This is a genomic window from Novosphingobium sp. 9, from assembly GCF_025340265.1.
GTDB lineage: Bacteria > Pseudomonadota > Alphaproteobacteria > Sphingomonadales > Sphingomonadaceae > Novosphingobium.
The window spans coordinates 1,204,596-1,221,273 of record NZ_CP022708.1 but is presented as its reverse complement, the minus strand read 5'-3'; the positions used below and the strand labels follow the sequence as shown (position 1 = coordinate 1,221,273).

The 16,678-nt window shown below is 61.7% G+C and carries 12 protein-coding genes and 2 pseudogenes; 9 read left to right on the top strand and 5 right to left on the bottom strand.

Features of this window, described 5'->3' with window-relative positions; genetic code table 11:
• Positions 1-2,417 (top strand): annotated as a pseudogene (locus tag CI805_RS20140) (zinc-dependent metalloprotease).
• A gap of 300 nt (positions 2,418-2,717) precedes the next feature.
• Here CI805_RS20140 and CI805_RS20130 read toward each other — a convergent pair.
• Together CI805_RS20130 and CI805_RS20125 are read right to left on the bottom strand one after the other, a co-directional pair.
• Positions 2,718-4,055 (bottom strand): MFS transporter, encoded by a 1,338-nt coding sequence (locus tag CI805_RS20130; RefSeq protein WP_260928570.1) that lies wholly within the window; start codon positions 4,053-4,055, stop codon positions 2,718-2,720.
• Between the two features lie 218 nt (positions 4,056-4,273).
• Positions 4,274-5,497 (bottom strand): cobalamin-independent methionine synthase II family protein, encoded by a 1,224-nt coding sequence (locus CI805_RS20125; RefSeq protein WP_260928569.1) that lies wholly within the window; start codon positions 5,495-5,497, stop codon positions 4,274-4,276.
• A gap of 304 nt (positions 5,498-5,801) precedes the next feature.
• Here CI805_RS20125 and CI805_RS20120 point away from each other — a divergent pair, with 304 nt between their 5' ends.
• From CI805_RS20120 to CI805_RS20110, 3 genes are read left to right on the top strand one after another with little or no spacing between them, the layout of a single operon-like run.
• Positions 5,802-7,265: a hypothetical protein gene (locus CI805_RS20120; protein ID WP_260928568.1), complete on the top strand. Its 1,464-nt coding sequence runs from the start codon at positions 5,802-5,804 to the stop codon at positions 7,263-7,265.
• Positions 7,262-7,912: a hypothetical protein gene (locus CI805_RS20115; protein ID WP_260928566.1), complete on the top strand. Its 651-nt coding sequence runs from the start codon at positions 7,262-7,264 to the stop codon at positions 7,910-7,912. The genes CI805_RS20120 and CI805_RS20115 overlap by 4 nt, the downstream gene beginning before the upstream one ends.
• Positions 7,913-7,944: 32 nt before the next feature.
• Positions 7,945-8,214 (top strand): hypothetical protein, encoded by a 270-nt coding sequence (locus CI805_RS20110; protein ID WP_260928564.1) that lies wholly within the window; start codon positions 7,945-7,947, stop codon positions 8,212-8,214.
• A 30-nt stretch (positions 8,215-8,244) separates the two neighbouring features.
• Here CI805_RS20110 and CI805_RS20105 read toward each other — a convergent pair whose 3' ends face one another.
• Together CI805_RS20105 and CI805_RS20095 are read right to left on the bottom strand one after the other, a co-directional pair.
• On the bottom strand, positions 8,245-9,783 hold the full coding sequence (locus CI805_RS20105; protein WP_260928562.1) for a hypothetical protein: 1,539 nt from the start codon (positions 9,781-9,783) through the stop codon (positions 8,245-8,247).
• A gap of 56 nt (positions 9,784-9,839) precedes the next feature.
• Positions 9,840-10,849: pseudogene (locus CI805_RS20095) on the bottom strand (isopenicillin N synthase family dioxygenase).
• Between the two features lie 350 nt (positions 10,850-11,199).
• Here CI805_RS20095 and CI805_RS20090 point away from each other — a divergent pair.
• The 4 genes from CI805_RS20090 to maiA are packed head-to-tail and all read left to right on the top strand — an operon-like array spanning position 11,200 to position 13,578.
• On the top strand, positions 11,200-12,300 hold the full coding sequence (locus CI805_RS20090) for a cupin domain-containing protein (RefSeq protein WP_260928556.1): 1,101 nt from the start codon (positions 11,200-11,202) through the stop codon (positions 12,298-12,300).
• Between the two features lie 7 nt (positions 12,301-12,307).
• Positions 12,308-12,661, top strand: a complete 354-nt coding sequence (locus CI805_RS21015) for a fumarylacetoacetate hydrolase family protein (RefSeq protein WP_313958569.1) — start codon at positions 12,308-12,310, stop codon at positions 12,659-12,661.
• A 40-nt stretch (positions 12,662-12,701) separates the two neighbouring features.
• Complete coding sequence (locus CI805_RS21010; RefSeq protein ID WP_313958608.1) at positions 12,702-12,935, top strand: fumarylacetoacetate hydrolase family protein; 234 nt, start codon at positions 12,702-12,704, stop codon at positions 12,933-12,935.
• Positions 12,936-12,942: 7 nt separating this feature from the next.
• Entirely contained in the window at positions 12,943-13,578 is a 636-nt protein-coding gene (gene maiA, locus CI805_RS20080; protein ID WP_260928554.1) for a maleylacetoacetate isomerase, read from the top strand.
• 419 nt (positions 13,579-13,997) lie between these two features.
• Here the strand turns inward: maiA and CI805_RS20075 are convergent, their stop codons facing one another.
• Entirely contained in the window at positions 13,998-15,302 is a 1,305-nt protein-coding gene (locus tag CI805_RS20075) for an MFS transporter (RefSeq protein ID WP_260928550.1), read from the bottom strand.
• A 244-nt stretch (positions 15,303-15,546) separates the two neighbouring features.
• Here CI805_RS20075 and CI805_RS20070 point away from each other — a divergent pair, with 244 nt between their 5' ends.
• A complete protein-coding gene (locus CI805_RS20070) occupies positions 15,547-16,341 on the top strand; it encodes an IclR family transcriptional regulator (RefSeq protein ID WP_260928547.1) in 795 nt (264 codons plus the stop codon).
• The last annotated feature ends 337 nt before the right edge of the window (positions 16,342-16,678 follow it).

Here is a 16,678-nt window from a genome sequence, read left to right as displayed (position 1 = left end):
ATGCCTCGTCGCCTCTCTCGCGCTGTATCGTTCGCCGCGCCGCTCTCGCTGGCCCTTGTCCTGGGCCTGTCCGTTCCTGCGCGTGCCGCACCGGTAACGATCGCCTCGCCCGACGGCGCGCTGCTGCCGGTCAGCGTTGACAAGGATTCCGGAAGAATTCTCATCAAGCTGCCCCCACCCGACAAGAACGGAGTGAGCGGGCGTTTCCTCTATGCCACTGCGCTGAAGGTCGGCCTGGGGTCGGCCCCTGTGCGTCTGGACCACGGGATGCTGGGCGAGACGCAGTTGCTGGCGTTTCGCCGCTTCGGCAAGAAGATGGCGATCACCTATGAAAATCCGCGCTTCCGCGCCAGCGGGCCGCCTGAAATCGAACAGGGCGCCAAGGATAGTTTCCCGTTCAGCACGGTGGGCATGGTCGATGTGGTTTCCGCCGATGCCGACGGTTCGGTGACGATCGATATCGCGCCGTTCCTGACGCATGACACGATGAACATCACCAAGGCGCTGGGACAGGACGCCAAGGGCTGGAAGCTCGACGAAAGCCTGAGCGCAGCCGATCCTTCCGCCGTGAAGGTCTTTCCGGACAATATCGAGCTGGAAGCCGTCCAGACCTATACCAACGACAGCCCCGGCAAGGAGGTGGACAATATCGCGCCCGACGGTCGCAAGGTCAGCTTCGTGGTGCACCACTCGCTGGTGAAGCTGCCCGATGCGGGCTTTGCGGTGCGCCGCTTCGACATCCGTTCGGGCTCGCACGGATCGCAGGTCTACGATTTCGGCACGCCGCTGGGCGAAGATGTGCAGTACCAGCTCGCCAACCACTTCCGGCTCGACAAGCTCGATCCGTCCGCGCCGCGCTCGAAGGTGAAGAAGCCGATCGTCTTCTATATTGACCGCGCCGCGCCCGAACCGATCCGTACAGCGCTGGCGCAGGGCGTCGCCTGGTGGAATCAGGCGTTCGACGCAGCCGGCTATATTGACGCGTTCCAGGTGAAGATTCTGCCGCCTGACGCCGATCCGCAGGACGTGCGCTATAATGTCGTGAACTGGGGTGATCGCCTGACCCGCAGTTGGTCCTACGGCGGGGGAGTGATCGATCCGCGTACGGGCGAAATCGTCAAGGGTAACGTCGTGTTGGGTGCGCTGCGGGTGCGGCAGGATATGATCCTGTACGAGAGCCTTGTCGGTACCGCACAGGAGAACACCGGCGGTCCGAACGATCCGGTCCGCATCTCGCTGGCGCGGATCAGCCAGCTGGGCGCACACGAGGTCGGCCACGCCATCGGCTTCGTTCACAACTTCGAGGGCTCGACGCAGGACCGAACCTCGGTGATGGATTATCCCATCGCGCGGATGAAGATCACCGATGGCAAGATCGATCTGTCGGACGCCTACGCATCTGGCATCGGCACATGGGACAAGTTCACTGTCGACTGGCTCTATGGCCAGCCGCTGCCGGGGCAGGATCATGACAAGGCCGCGGCTGCCAAGGCATTAGCGATCCAGCAGGCAGGCATGCGCTATATGACCGACATCGACGGGCGCAGTGCTGACCTTGGCGTACCGGGCGACAGCATGTGGACCGATGGCGCAGACGAGGCGCCCGATCTCCAGCACATCATGGCGGTGCGCCGGATCGCGATGGGCAACTTCGGCCCCGGCGTTCTGCGCCCCGGTGAGGCCTTGTCCGATCTGCGGCGCAAATTCGTGCCGATGTGGCTGCTCCACCGGTATGAGATCGATGCCGTGGGCAAGCTGGTGGGCGGCGTGAACTATACCTATTCGGTAGTGGGAGACGGCAGCGCCCTGCCGACCCGGCTTCTGGGGCCAAGCAGGAAGCGGCGCTTTCTGCGATGCTGGAGACGCTGTCCGAAAAGGAGCTGACGGTGCCTGCAAAGCTGTTGCCGCTGCTGTCCTATGGTGTCAACGGCCGCGCCGATGCGCAGTTCGATACCGAAGTGCTTGATACCGCCGGGGCATCCGCCTTCGATCCGCTGGTGGCAGCGGATGTGGCCGCGCAGGTCACGCTGGACTCGCTGCTGGCTCCTGCGCGCCTGACGCGCGTCTATCTCCAGCATCAGGCCGATGCCGCGCTGCCGGGCCTCGACGAGGTGATCGACAAGCTTATCGTCGCTACCGTCGATGCGCGCACTTCGGCAGTGGGCCGCAGAGTGGCCTATCGTACGCTGGTGTCCATCGCCAAGGCCGCGCATGACAAAGACACCCCCGGCGATGTCGCCGCAATCCTGACCGACAAGCTGCACGAGGAGGCAGCGGCGCTGGCTAAGGTTAGCGGCGCTGGCGAGGATGCCCGCTGGGCACGCGGCACCGCGGAAATGCTGGAAGACAAGGATGCTCTGGCTAAAGTAATCGCGCCGGGAGCGGCCCCTGTGATCCCGCTCGGTATGCCGATCTAATGGGAATTGGTCACAGAGAGCTTTTTCCGGGATAAGGTGCGGACTGACGGGAAACATATATTCTGCGTCAGTCCGTCTTGTTCGGCAACAGCGGTTCGATGATCAGCCATTCACCGTCTGTGAGTTCGTATCGCTGCCGCGTCAGCCAGCCTCCATCTTAGCGGGGAGACTGAATCAGCCTTTCAGCGGAACCGGAAGCGAGATTGGCAGGCGGTACTCGTAAAACACGCCAGTTCCGACTATCCTCGCTTTCGCCCTCTTCATGTCACGATCGGCTTGGCTGCCCTGCGTCCATGATCGCTAACATTCCTGGGCAGAGGCTTCCTTGTCGGTAGTTCCGCTGATCTGAGGGGCCCATTCGCGGCGCATCAGCACAACAGTGGCGCCGGCACCGATCAGGCAGAACAGTACGATCACGAGGATCGGCATGTCGTAGCCTCCGCTGATGTGAAGCAGCCAGCCCGAGACGCTTGCTGATACGCCTCCCGACAGGCTCAGCGCGACTTGCTGTACGCCGGTCGTAAGGCCGACGGCCTGTCTGGGGATCAGTGTCAGACGGCACAGGGCCAGGTTGTTTGCCGTCGCCAACCCCAGCCAGGACAGCGAGAACACATTCCAGAACAGGGCGACATGCAGCGAGGTTGCATATGCGCCGAAAATCACAGTGCAGCCGCCGATGAATCCTGCGACGACGAAGGCCTTGCGAACAAATACCGCATCGCCTCCGCGCGCGATAATGCGGTCTGCCATCCAACCGGCAAGCACTGCCACCACGGCGATCCCCGCAAAGCTGAAGAACGTGTAAAGTCCCGATGCCTGAAGCGACAGGCCGCGCTCTTCTACCAGATATGACGGCATCCACGACATGCAGTAAAAAGTGAAATAGCCATAGCAGAAGCTTGAGATCATCGTTCCCCAAACGACTGGGCTGGCGATGATGGCGCGAAGAGAGACGGCAGAAGCCCGGCGATGTCTTTCCTGGCGCTCGGCTGCAGATGGGAGGTCATTGCGTACCAGACCGATCCACGGCACCAGCCATGCCAGTCCCAGCAGGCCGGTGGCAAAGAACATCATGCGCCAGTCGTAATGAACGATCAGCCAGGCGGCGACCGGTGCGCCAAGTGCTGGTCCCAGCTTGTTGCCCGCAGCAAAAATCCCGACTGCAGACCCAGCCCTGCGTTCGTCGAAATTGTCGCGAATCCAGCGATAGCTGGCTGGAATAACGGCAGATTCCGCGACCCCGACGATCAGGCGCAGCAGGAGCAATGCGTAAAGTGTTGCGACCGCGCCGGTAACGGCTGTGGCAAGGCACCAGATGCCAAAGCACAAGGTATAGGGCAACTTTACGCCATAGCGATCGACGATCCAGCCCATCGGCACTTGTACGACTGCATAAGACCAGAAAAAGGCGGCATTAACCCAACCGCGTTGCACATCGGTAAGTGCAAAATAGGAGATGAAGGGGCGGTCGGCCAGCACGGAAGCTATGCTGGTGCGGTCGATATAGGCGATGAGCACGCCGACGGACAGCAAGATCAGGATGCCCCACGCCGATGTCGGCCTGCCTGAACCTGTCGAAGAACTCTTACAGGGTATGCTCGATTGCTGTGCTGCCGGGCTATAAGCCACGTCTGCCATGACATTCTCTCCGTAGTCTTATATTTTTATTTCCGTAATAGTATATTGCTATTAGGCCTTTGGATCGTCTTTCCAGCGATCTCTCAGGTCATGGGTGCCATGCGGACACGGCACCGGGAAGTCCGCGCAAGGCCGCTCTTTATCGAGTTACCGAGCGGGGCCGGGCTTGCGGTGCCCGGCCCCGCCTGGTTTCTGGGCCTAATTTCTGTGCTTGGTTTCTAGCGCCAGAGTACCCCGCTGGCATGGCGCGCGCCCTGAACGAGCGCATCTAGCTTGGCCCACTGCACCTGTGGATGAACGCGCAGGTGATCCCAGTTCTGGGAGAAGCCGCAATCGGTGCTTGCGATCACATTCTCGCGACCCACCATGCGGGCAAATGTCTGGATGCGCTGCGAAACCAGTTCCGGGTGTTCGACCACGTTGGTGGAGTGCGATACCACGCCGGGCAGCAGGATCTTACCCTCGGGGATCTTCACTTCGCCCCAGACTTCGGCTTCATGAGCATGGCGCGGTCCCGCCGCCTCGAAAGTATAGGCCTGCGCCTTTACCTTCAGGATCAGGTCCAGCAGCGTGCGCAGCGGCACATCGGACGTGTGTGGACCGTTCCAGCTGCCCCAGCAGACGTGATAGCGCACCCGGTCTTCGGGGATGCCTTCCAGCGCATAATTGATCATCTCCACATAGGCACTGAAGGCCCGGTGCACTTCGGCAGGATCCTGATGCACCAGCCGGCGATCGTATTCGCAAGGAAGGTAGGCGTCATCGAGCTGGATCAGCAGACCGGCATCCAGGATGGCGCGGTATTCCGCACGGAGCACATCGGCCAGCGCGCCCAGAAACGCATCGTCGCTGGCATAGAAGCGATTGAGGCGTACCCCGCGCGCGCTTTCCGGCGCTGCCACCGGCAGGAAGGCATCGGCAAATTCGTGCTCGGCCAGTGCAGCCTTGAAATTGACGATATCCCGCTTCACGTCGGTATCGTCATAGGCCAGCGGCCCCACGCATTCGACCATCGAGGACATGCGGTTGTGATCGAGCGATTCCGCCTGGCGGAAGAAATCCGGGCCGGACCAGTCGTATTGCTGGATGGGATTGTAAGCTTCGTAGAACTCGGTGAACTGGGTCTGGCCGCGCCCCGCCGTTCGCGGGTCGACCGGATCGGGATCGCCGGCCTGACGTTGGCGTGGCTGAAGTCCCGAAAGGCGCTTCATCAGATAGGCCGTCCACCCGGTCTTGCCATATTCGCCGTCGGACGGAACGTCGATCCCCACGGCTGCCTGTTGCGAAACCACTTCGGCAACGCCCTTGGCGAGTTCGGCATCGAAGTCCGCCTGTGTCACGGTCTCGCCACCCTTGCTGCGCTGATAGAGCGCGCGCAGGCCTTCCGTTCGGATCAGGCTGCCAACGTGGGTTGTGAGAATACGGTCGGTGCTGCGACGCATGGGTACTGTCCTCTCGATTGATGTGTCTTGTGTTTTTCAGAGCGTGCTGTCCGTGCCGTTCGGCTGGACAGTAGACGATCACGCTTTCCACACAGGGCCGAAGGGCCGCTGCCGAGGGGAAAGTGGAATGCGGGAGCGATCTTGGTAAACCACATTTGCTCCCAATTTGCGGGTGGTATTCGTGGGCGTCTGCCCATCCCCTGCAGAGCCTTGGGCTTTGCGCTGCCAGTGGGCGATTGCGGAAGTGTTGTACCGAGCGACCTTCGAGTAAGAATCGTTCGGGTGGGCCTGCTGTTGATGAAAAGTGATGGGCTTGTGCCCACTTCGAGGCGGCCGGGCGCGCGCTGCCTGTGCCATATTGTCGGTAAGGGGCTGGATCGGCGCATCTTGCGGGATGATGGGAGCAGGCCCACGAGAGCTTGGGCGCAAATGTGGTTTACCCTCTCTGTCCAGCTGCAGAAACTCGGCAGGCGACAAGCGGCTGGCAAGCCGCGCTGACAGAGACTGCGTTATGTTGAAAGAGAGGATCGCCGCACAGGGCGTCTCGCCTGACGGCCTTGCACAACTGCCGGAGACACGACCAGCGCCCCGTGGCGACTTCCGGTTTTATGACAATCGCCAGAAGTATTTGATGTTCGTCAATACGTGCTCGGAAAAGTGGATGATCGCGCAGCGGATCGCTGCGGAGATCGATAACCTCGAACCACGCCCGCCGGCGCTTCGTGTCTTCGATGCGGGAATTGGCGATGGCACTGTGCTGTCACGGGCGATGCGCGCCATGCATGCCCGTTTCGCGCATGTCCCTTTCTACATCGCCGGCAAGGAAATAAGCCTGGAGGACGTGCGGCTGGCGCTAGACAAGATGCCCGACAGGCTCTTTGAGCATCCTGCCACTGTCCTGGCGATTACCAACATCTCCTATGCCGATGCACCGCGCCTGACGCTTGGCCCTTCCTCCGCGCACCCTGGCATGGTCTGGAAGAGCATCGCATTGACGGGTTCGACTACTGCGGAGTTCGAGCGCCAGATCCTCGAACTACAGCCATTTCTGGCCGCGCACTGGCGCACACGGACCTCGCCACGGACGGGAAGTCTCGTCCCCGAGACGCCGACGGTCCTGGTCCTTTATCGCGCCGATCACGCCTTCGCACTTGACGCGGCCATTCCGCAGCCGAGCACGTGCCTGGCGGATTACGACCTTGTGATCGCGAGCCAGCCTTATCGTCTGCGCGCACCGATCGCCTTCAAGGCCCGCCGGGTTCTGGCACCGCTCGCCCGCGCGCTGGGCCCCGGCGGGCGATTGCTGGGCATTCACTCGGCGGGACAAGATCCTGCGCAGGATATCGTGACGGCAATCTGGCCGGACGAACAGCCCTTCGTGCATTCGCGCAGAGAATTGATGGCGGCAACCCGGCAGGCGCTGGGCATCGATGCCGCCGATTTCAGCTTCGATCCTGCTACGGGCCATCCCGCGCAATTCCGCTATGCCATGCATACGTTGCCGGACGAGATCGAAACCGATGCGCAGACTGTCGGCACATCGACGCTTCTGGCTGCCTGGAATGCGGCAACCTATGTTGCGCAAATCGATGAGGAGCGTCTTGCGCAAGCGATGACCGGCTCTGCCTATCTCGATGCCACACGGGCGGTGCTGCGCACCAGCGCATCGCTGTGGTTCAACAACGAAAGCTACCTGATCGTCCGCAAGCACCCGTCAGACAACGGCGCGTCATCGCACGATCGCACTCCCCTGGAGATCGCGGCATGACCCTTGCGCCCCAACCGTCCTACCAGCAGGCCTGCGGTTTCCAGGGGGATGCCATCCCGCCGTCGCCGCTGGTCGCGAAGATCGCCCGGCTGGCATCGCACATGTCATTCGAGATTTCGCCTCATGATATCGCCGAACTGGAAATGGCGCGCGATGCCATCCCACCGGAGTCTTCGATCGCCATCACTTGGTGCCCCGAGGACAGCGACGACCAGCGCGTGGATGTTGTGAACCGCATACGTCGGGCCGGGTTCGTGCCGCTGCCGCACGTCGCTGCACGAGCGCTGCAGGATGAGCGTGCCCTGTCCATGCTGCTGGATCGCTGCCATGCGGCCGATGTGCGCGAGATCCTCCTGCGCGATGGAAAGTTCGAACCGGAAGGCGAATTTGAAACGGTGCTCGAACTGTTGGTTCGTCTACGTAGCGACCGGTTCGGCCTGACCGGGATCGGTCTTTGGGCCTACGCAGGAGGGCGGGAGTCGATGGCGACCGAGTTGCTCGACGCACGGCTCGATGCAAAGCTGGCGGTTGCGCAAGAGGCTGGGCTTTCACCTTACGTAGTGACCCAGTGCGAGTTCGACGCCGCGCCGGTGCTCGCTTGGATCGAACGGTTCCGCGCTAGGGGAACACGGTTCCCGTCCGCATAGGTCTTGCCGGGCTTGCGCCCGTTCGCACATTGATGCGCGCCGCACAGGCGGCCGGCACCGGGCACTCCATCCGCAGCCTTGTCAGCGGCGGTGCGTCCATCGCGCGCATGCTGGAGGAAACCTGCCCCGATACGATGCTCCAGCGTCTGGCCCAGGCCGACGTCAGCGAAAGGTTCGGTCCGGTGTCCATACAGCTTTGCATGTTCGGAGGACTGGCGAGAAGCGCAAGCTGGATCGATAGTGTCGCCCACGGGAAGTTGCGCCTCCACCATAACCAGTCCGGCTTCAAGGTCGTGGTCTGAAGGTTGCACAGACAGCGCGAGTGCGCGCTGTCACCAGGTGGCGCGACGGGAAATGACGAACGTCTCGTTACGAAACGCAAGGCCCTGATGCTTGAGCAGGATTTCGCGCGTGGACTGGCGATAGCCATCGGTTGTCATCGCCTGTGCCAGCCGGTCGTCCTCGATCTGGGCCATATATGTGGCGGCATTCCACGCGGCGAGGATCGTGGAGCCTCCCATCGGCACGTGCGGGTCGAGTTCGGTGAGCATGGCGCGCAGGGAATATGTGAAGACGGCCTCTTCGTCTGGCTGGTGGTGGAATTCAAAATCCTGCGCCGAGGCGCCAAGGTTCTGTTCGACTCTGGCAAGAATATCCTCGCGGCCCGCCATGAAAGGGTTCTCGCCGGGCCATATCCGCTGCACGAGTTCCATCGCATCGTCCCGGCCGTAAGCCTGAACGCCCAGCAAGCGCCCGTTGGCGCGTAGCCCGCGTACAAGGGAAGTCATGACGTCGCCCGCCTTAAAGTCCAGCGACGCACGCGCGCGATAAGGGTGCGATGCGAGGATAAAATCGAAATCCGCACGCGCAACGCCGCGCCTTGGCAGCAGCGGTTCCAGTGCGAAACGGTGATCGCGCCGGTAAAGCACCAGCACCATCGGCGTGCGGTATACCGGATTGCCACTGCCAGTGCTGATCCTGGCCGACCAGTATTGCGCAAGCCATGGGTCGAGCTCGGCAATCTGTTCTTCGAAATCGCCTGCCGAATTGCCGTCGAGCGCCTGCTCATGCCAGATCATGCTGCTCGCCGCAGAGGGCGGATGCGGTTTCATGCGCAAGGCTTCGGAGAATTTGAGGTTGGTGATGACCAGTACGGTTGCAGGATGCTCCTGCAAACGATCGGCCATCTTTTCCAGGATCAGCCGGACGTTCTCCATGCTGATCTCTTTGGCCACGACATAGAAGGGCGCATGAGGATGCCGCCGGTGCATGCCGCGCATGATACGGGCAAGCGCGGTTCCGTCTCCCGCGCCGGCATCCATCACCCGAAGGGCAGGGGACTGGGGCTGCGTTTCCTCCATGACCCGGAGCGCGCGATCGGCAATCAACCGCTTTTCCGAGGTCGTGTTGACGAACATCAGATACTTCTGTCGGTTGTCGAAAAACCGGAAATCCGGCGCTGCCGCTGCCACGTTGAGACCGCGTATGGCCGAGCGCAACGTATCCATCGGAGAGCCGCCCTGCGCCTCGATGAAGCGGTGAACCCGTTCCACCGTCGTCAGGGTCACGCGTCCTCCTTGCTGGAGCCGGGTGACGAGCTTTCCGTCATTGACCGCGAGGCGCCCGAAGGTGGACTGCGCCATCTTCAGATGCCGACAGGCCTGTTCGATCTGCTCCAGCAAAACTGCCGCGTCCTGGCTGGGCTCGGGCCGGGCAGGGTCAGGACTGTCGTGCACTTCTTGCGGGTCCAGAACATCCATGTCGGAAAACGGCTCCCTTATGATTGGCGAACTTGGGCAGCATACTTGTGCCGCGCGGCGCTCTCTGACGCTATGCGATAATCTGTTCACGCCGATAACAGTCGTTCGCATGAAACGGCGTGGAGGCCGTGCGCCGCTTCATGCGAAGAACCGGACTGAGAGCAATTTCAGACCAGATCGGGATAATGTGCCTTGGCAACATCCGGATGCGACCGGATCCGCGCTTTCAGATGATTGACGCCAACGTCCCGAAACAGCGGATTTGACGGGTCCGCACTGACACCGCGCTGCACCTTGCGAAGATTTGGCGGGAGGTCGATCAGGGGCACCGTACTTTCCAGATTGGCGCCCAGAAAGAACGCGATCGAGGATCGTGCCGTACCGGCAGGCGGGGTCATCGCCGCATGGATATCGGCGCGGACAAAGCCGTCTGTCGCCAGTTCCAGCAGTTCGCCGGTATTGACGATGAACGTACCGGGCACGGGGGAACCTCCACCCAACTGCCCTCATGCGTCTGGACCCGTAGCCCCGCGCGCTCCCGCTGGAGCAGGATGGTGATCAGCCCGCCGTCCTTGTGCGCGCCGACGCCCTGATCCGACCCGGCAAGATCGCGACCGGGATACCGTATGATCTTGAGGTGTTGCCGCGGCCCCTGAGCATAGAGGTCCTCGAAGAAATCCTCCGCTTGTCCAAGGGCCAGCGCAATCGCCTTGAGCACGTCGATGGCCACGCGGGTCACTTCATTCTGGTAGCGCAAGATCGTCGCGCGCAGCGCCGGCATCGCAGCAGGCCACTGGTTGGGGCCGAGCGTGCGCTTCCACCGGGGCGTGTCCGCCTCGATTGTCTGAAGCGGTTCTTCGCGATCGAAATCGACCTGCTCCCGCCAATCCTGTGTGCCGCCGGTAATTTCCCCACCTGCTCTCGTATAACCCCGAAAATGCGGGGACCGGACGATATCGATTTCCAGCTTGGCCTCCAGCGGCAAGGAGAAGAAGGTTTTTGCTGCATAAACCGTCTCGCGAATGAGATCGGGGGCAACGCCATGCCCGGATAGATAGAAGAATCCATGATGATGAAGGACGTTTCGGAGATGCTTTATGAACATTTCCCGTTCAGATCCAATTTTATGCATCATCGACAGGTCGATGATCGGTAGGGGGAGATCATCCTTGTCCATCGATCCGGTAGCCGTCTGAATCTCTTCAGCGGCGATATTCTTCTCAATCACGCCCACAGCACTATCCTCTTCCAGAGCCATGCCATTGCTTCATGCAATGTTGAAGTTTGTGTGCCGAATGGTGAAGGCGGACACTTCCGGATGAAACCACATTCGGTCCCATTCCTGGCGTGGGCGCGACCCCACAGGTTAAGCCGAAACCACGCCGTACCCGATAGTTCGTCCTTCGCATTGCGCTGCTGGACCCGGCGATTGCCCTTCGAGCCCGACGGCTCAGAAAATTATCCATTGCGAAATGAATTTCACTATACTAAATTTCAGCCAACGCAGCGTTTGGGAAAGGACACGCCATGACACTGGTCAACGACCAGCGCGCGCAGCTGGAAGAGCTCTATGAGGAGATGGCGCCCAGCCACCTAACGCCGTTGTGGGAACTGCTCTCGCAATTGGTGCTGCCTCAGCCGCGCTCTCCGGCTGTCAGCCATCGCTGGAATTATGATGATGCGCGCAGCTACCTGCTGCGAGCCGGAGACATCATCAGCGCGGAACAGGCCGAACGACGTGTGCTGATCCTGGAAAATCCGGGGCTTGAAGGGTTGTCTGCGATCACGCCGAGCCTTTACGCCGGGTTGCAGCTGATCCTGCCGGGAGAGATCGCCCCTTCGCATCGCCACACGCAATGTGCATTGCGTTTTGTCATCGAAGGCTCGGGCGCTTTCACCTCGGTGGGGGGCGAAAAGGCCGTGATGAACCCGTTCGATCTGGTGCTGACGCCGGGGTGGGAATGGCACGATCACGGCAATCCCACCGATACGCCGATGATCTGGCTCGATGGCCTCGATATTCCGACGGTGCGCCATTTCGATGCCAGTTTTGCCGAGCACCTGGGCGAAAAGGTCCACCCGGAAACTGCGCCGCCGGGGGCGAGCATCGCCACCTATGGCCACAACATGCGCCCGATGCGTGGGCATGTGGCGGACTATCGCCCTGCGCACCAGCCGCTGTTCCACTACCCGTATGCACAGTGGCGCCCGGCGCTGGATGCCATGGCGGCGAGTGCGACGATCGACCCGCATCTCGGGCATGCATTGGAATTTCTCAACCCTGCCGATGGCGGGGCGATCATGGATACGATTTCCGCCCATGTTCGCCTGTTGCCCGCCGGGTTCACTTCATCCCGCGCCGCGCGACCGACGGCACGGTTTTCGTCGTGGTTGCGGGGGAAGGTACCGCACGGGTGGGCGAGCGTGAGATCGCGCTTGGCCATCGCGACATCTTCGTTGTCCCGTCGTGGGAGGAATTGCGACTGGAGGCGCGGCAGGATCTCGTCCTGTTCGGCTTCTCCGACAAGGTCGCCCAGCAGAAACTCGGACTCTATAAGGAGAAATGTGCGTGACCGCGATTTTCGAACCCCAACCGCCAGTGCTTGCCAAGACCACGGACGGACGTGACTTTCCCGTGCGCCGCCTGTTCTGCATCGGTCGTAACTATGCCGCGCATGCCCGTGAGATGGGCAAGGACCCCGAGCGTGAGGCACCGTTCTTCTTCACCAAGTGGGCCGAAACCGTCGTGCCTGCCGGCAGCACGATTGCCTATCCCACCGAGACCGCCAATTTCCATTACGAAGCCGAACTGGTCGTGGCGATCGGTGCGGGCGGTGCGGCGATTGCGCAGGACGATGCGCTGAGCCATGTGTTCGGCTATGCCACGGGTCTCGACATGACGCGTCGTGATCTGCAGTTCGAGGCGCGCGATAAGGGGCGCCCTGGGACACCGGCAAGAATGTCGAGCAGTCCTCGCCGCTGGGGTTGATCGCCCCCGCTGAAACGCTGGGCCACCCGCGACGGGGCGGATCGCGCTGACGGTCAATGGCGAGGTCAAGCAGGACGCGGATCTTGCCGATCTGATCTGGAGCGTGCCGGAGGTGATTGCCTATGTCTCGCGCTTCTATCGCCTTGAGGCGGGGGATCTGATCTACACCGGCACGCCCGCAGGCGTTGGCGCGGTCGTGACTGGCGATGTCGTTACCGTGTCGATCGACAGTCTGGAGGACTGCGCCGTCACGGTCGGGCCGAAGGCGTTCTGAGGACGCCATGAAGCTTCACGGCTTTCATCGCTCGACGGCATCGTACCGGGTGCGGATCGCGCTGGCGCTGAAAGGCGTTGCGCATGACGAGGCCTGGTACGTGCTGCGCAACGGCGAGCAGCGCGCGCCGGACTATCTGGCGCTCAATCCGCAAGGCCTCGTTCCTGCACTGGAGCTGGGTGAGGGCCATCTCCTCACCCAGTCGCTGGCGATTTGCGAATATCTTGACGAACTATGGCCGGAGCCGCCGCTTCTGCCTGGCGATGCCTTTGCGAAGGCTCGCATCCGCGCGCTGGCACAGGTTATCGCCTGCGACATCCATCCGGTGCAGAACCTGAAGATCCTGGCAAGACTGAAGGGCTTCGGCGTGGACGATGCGGGAGTGGAGCGCTGGGCGCAGATCACCATCGAGGAAGGTCTCGCGGCCTACGACACGCTGATCGCCTCATGCGCGGGGCGATTCAGTGCAGGCGATACGGTCACATTGGCCGACCTGTGTCTGGTGCCGCAGTTGGCAAACGCCCGGCGCTTTGGCGTCGATTACGCAACGCGCTTGCCACGCCTCGCCGCCATCGAGGCAGCCTGCTTCGAGATCGAGGCATTCGCGTCTTCACGGCCGGAGGTCCAACCCGACGCGGGGTGATGCAGGGCCTTCGAGATGGACGCCGACGCATCCGGATCGGTCCACGCCCAAGTGCCGCACGGGCTTTGGCATGGACTGGCCGAACAAAGGCAGATGAAAAGAAAAGGGCGGGGCCTCGCAGCCTCGCCCGTTTTTGCATGGAGGCCCTGATACCAGGGCCCGATCGGGCAGGGGAGCAACGGCTCCCCTGCCCAAAATCAGAACTGGAAGCGGTCAAGATCGTTGGAGACCAGTACTTCGCCCCTGCAATACTGGCGGAGGGCATCGGCATATCCGGGACGATGACGATGGCCTTCGGCGGGCTTGATGCAGTCGTTATTGTTCCGTGCAGGTTTGTCGTCCTGTGCCTGTACTTGGGTAGCTGCCAGTACGGCTTTTGACAGTGCCGTGCCGGTTGCGCCCCGTATTGGGAACCAAGGTCAGATGCGTCGTAGCGAGAACACCGCTGCTGCGGAAACGAGAGCAGGTGCCACGGCGAACAGGATGATCATCTGCGCGGACCAGCCTGCTCCCAGAAGCATGCCGCCCAGCAGCGGGCCAAGGATCGATCCCACCCGGCCGACGCCAAGGGCCCAGCCGATCCCGGTGGAACGGATAGCGGTGGGGTAGCTTTCCGCTGTCACCGCATTGAGGCCGATCTGCGCACCTGAAACGCCGAAGCCGCAGGCTGCCGAGGCGGCAAAGACCAGCGCCGCGCTTGTTCCGGCATAAGCGATTCCTGCGACGCACAGTGCGGAGAACAGGTACGTCGAACCCAGGACGATATACGGGTTCATGCGGTCGATCAGGCGGCCCAGAATGACACCGCCCACTGCACCGCCGAGGTTGAGGAGGGCGGTCGAGAGGATGGCCGTGCGCAGCGGCAGCCCTTCGGCTTTCAGCAGCGAAGGCAACCAGTTGACGAGGAAGTACATGACCAGCAGATTCATGAAGAATGCCGTCCAAACCAGAGCGGTGCGGCGTGCGCGACCATGGCGGAACAGTTCGAGCACTGGAAAACCCGTCGTCGTGTTGCGTGCTTCGGATCGTGCATTGGCGATGAACGCAGCGGCGGAAGCCTCGGGGTCGATCTTCGACAGAATGCGGGCGATCTGCGCCTCCTTGTTGGAGCGTGTCGCAAGAAAGCGGATCGATTCCGGAATTCCGAAGGCCAGCACTGGCAAAACCAGCAAGGGAAGGATGCCGCCCAGCACAAAGACCGAGTGCCAGCCATAGGCCCCGATCATCGGTGCCGCAATCAGGCCGCCCAGCGTCGAGCCCAGGGGAAAGCCGCAGAACATCACCGTCACCATCGTCGCCTTCGAGCGAGCCGGGGCGTACTCGTTGGTAAGCGCGATGATATTGGGCATGGCACCGCCAAGGCCGATGCCGGTCAGCAGGCGCAGGACGAGAAGATGCGTCATGGAATCCGCTGCCGCCGTCGCCAGCGCGAATAGGCCAAACATCAGCACCGATCCCAGCAGCACGATCTTGCGGCCGAAGCGATCCGCAAGTGGGCTCATGACGAAGGCGCCGATGGTCAGTCCTAGCAGGCCGATCCCGAAGATCGGCCCGAAGGCCGACATGCCAAGGCCCCAGTCCTCGGCGATGCGCGGGGCGACATAGGCGATCGACTGGGTATCGAACCCGTCGAGCATCGCCACGAGGGTACACAGCGCGGCGATACGGATCTGGAAGGAGCCGATGTGCCAGCCCTCGATAGCGGTCTCGGTGCGGGGAATCATGCCTGTCATCGTCCTCTACCCGGTGAAATGGGCACCATTCGGCGCGCCGTGTTAGACGAGCGAGGATTGAGGCATTTGTTGACCTATGTCAAATATATTTGCAGATGGATAATTTAGGGTGTTCCACTGAGTGGCGCCGAAACGGGACTGTGGAGCGGCCCGTAGGCCGCGATGTCCATAACTTGACGAACATGGGACGGCAGTCGTTATGATGGCCTGCAAACAGGCATGAGGATGCAGGGATTTGTCGACGGATAATGACACCAAGGGAGGGCAGGAGGCTGCCGAGCCGCGTCGCCGGGGCATCCAGTCGGTCGAGATCGGCTTGCGGATTCTCAAGGTTCTGGCCGGTCTTGGAAGCGCGACGCCGCTGGGGGTTCTGGCACAGGCTTGCGATATGCCGGCGCCCCAGGTCCATCGTTACCTCCAGAGCCTGATAGCCGAAGGGATGGTGCAGCAGTTGCCCGATTCCGGGCGCTATGATCTGGGTCCGGCCGGGTTGTCGCTGGGGCTGACCACTTTGGCCCGGCTGGATGCCTACCGTCTTGCCGATGCCGCTATCGGCGAATTCTCGCAGCGCACGGGCATGACCGTGCAGATGGCCGCCCTGGGGCCGCTGGGCCCTACCATCGTGCGCTGGATCATGGGGCGCCCGCCGGTCATGACCTCGTTCCATGTCGGTACGGTCCTGCCTCTCTTGGGGTCGGCGACCGGCCATGTGTTCCTGGCCTATATGCCTGAAGCAGAAACAGCAGCAATGCTGGCGCTGGAACTCGAAAAACTGGAAGGCGACAGACCGGATGTGGCCGCGCTGTGCGACAAGGTGCGCGAGCGTGGTTTCGGTTATGTGGATGGCAATATGGTTCCGGGCCTTCGGGCAACGGCATACCCGATCTTCGATCTTCAGGGGCGTATTCCGCTGACGGCCACCGTGCTCCAGCCTGATCGTGGCGGTCATCGCAAGGCAAGCATGGGGATCGCCGAATTGGGTGATCTATGCCGCGATCTCAGCCGCCAATTGGGGTGGCAGGGCGGGTAGGACTATCATTCCGTCGTGGCGGGGAGTATCGTCGCAAGCAGGGCTCCACCGCGAAAATCAGCGAATTACCCCCAAGCCGAGGCTCAGTCCCGGTCGTGAGCGTTCACATTGCCATAATGCCAGGCGGCGTGGACGAATTTATGGTGGCATAGGTTGGCAACATGCCTCCAAGGCTGTTAGCCTTGATGCCTGACACTGGAAGAAGAGAGCCAATGGGCAACAGCGATGCTGTTGGGTAAAAGGCTCAGCGTGTCATGCGCTTTCGAGACAGCGAAGTCATGATCGAATTCGAAGATGGCAGTAGGATTTTTGCTGACAGCGTTGCGCCGGTTGAAGT

Excerpts from the sequence above, each read along its gene's own strand:
- CI805_RS20090 (WP_260928556.1), top strand. The coding sequence starts at position 11,200 with ATGACACTGGTCAACGACCAGCGCGCGCAGCTGGAAGAGCTCTATGAG.
- maiA (WP_260928554.1), top strand. The coding sequence starts at position 12,943 with ATGAAGCTTCACGGCTTTCATCGCTCGACGGCATCGTACCGGGTGCGG.
- CI805_RS20130 (WP_260928570.1), bottom strand. The coding sequence starts at position 4,055 with ATGGCAGACGTGGCTTATAGCCCGGCAGCACAGCAATCGAGCATACCC.
- CI805_RS20075 (WP_260928550.1), bottom strand. The coding sequence starts at position 15,302 with ATGATTCCCCGCACCGAGACCGCTATCGAGGGCTGGCACATCGGCTCC.
- CI805_RS20105 (WP_260928562.1), bottom strand. The coding sequence starts at position 9,783 with ATGCGAACGACTGTTATCGGCGTGAACAGATTATCGCATAGCGTCAGA.
- CI805_RS20125 (WP_260928569.1), bottom strand. The coding sequence starts at position 5,497 with ATGCGTCGCAGCACCGACCGTATTCTCACAACCCACGTTGGCAGCCTG.
- CI805_RS20110 (WP_260928564.1), top strand. The coding sequence starts at position 7,945 with ATGCGCGCCGCACAGGCGGCCGGCACCGGGCACTCCATCCGCAGCCTT.
- CI805_RS20115 (WP_260928566.1), top strand. The coding sequence starts at position 7,262 with ATGACCCTTGCGCCCCAACCGTCCTACCAGCAGGCCTGCGGTTTCCAG.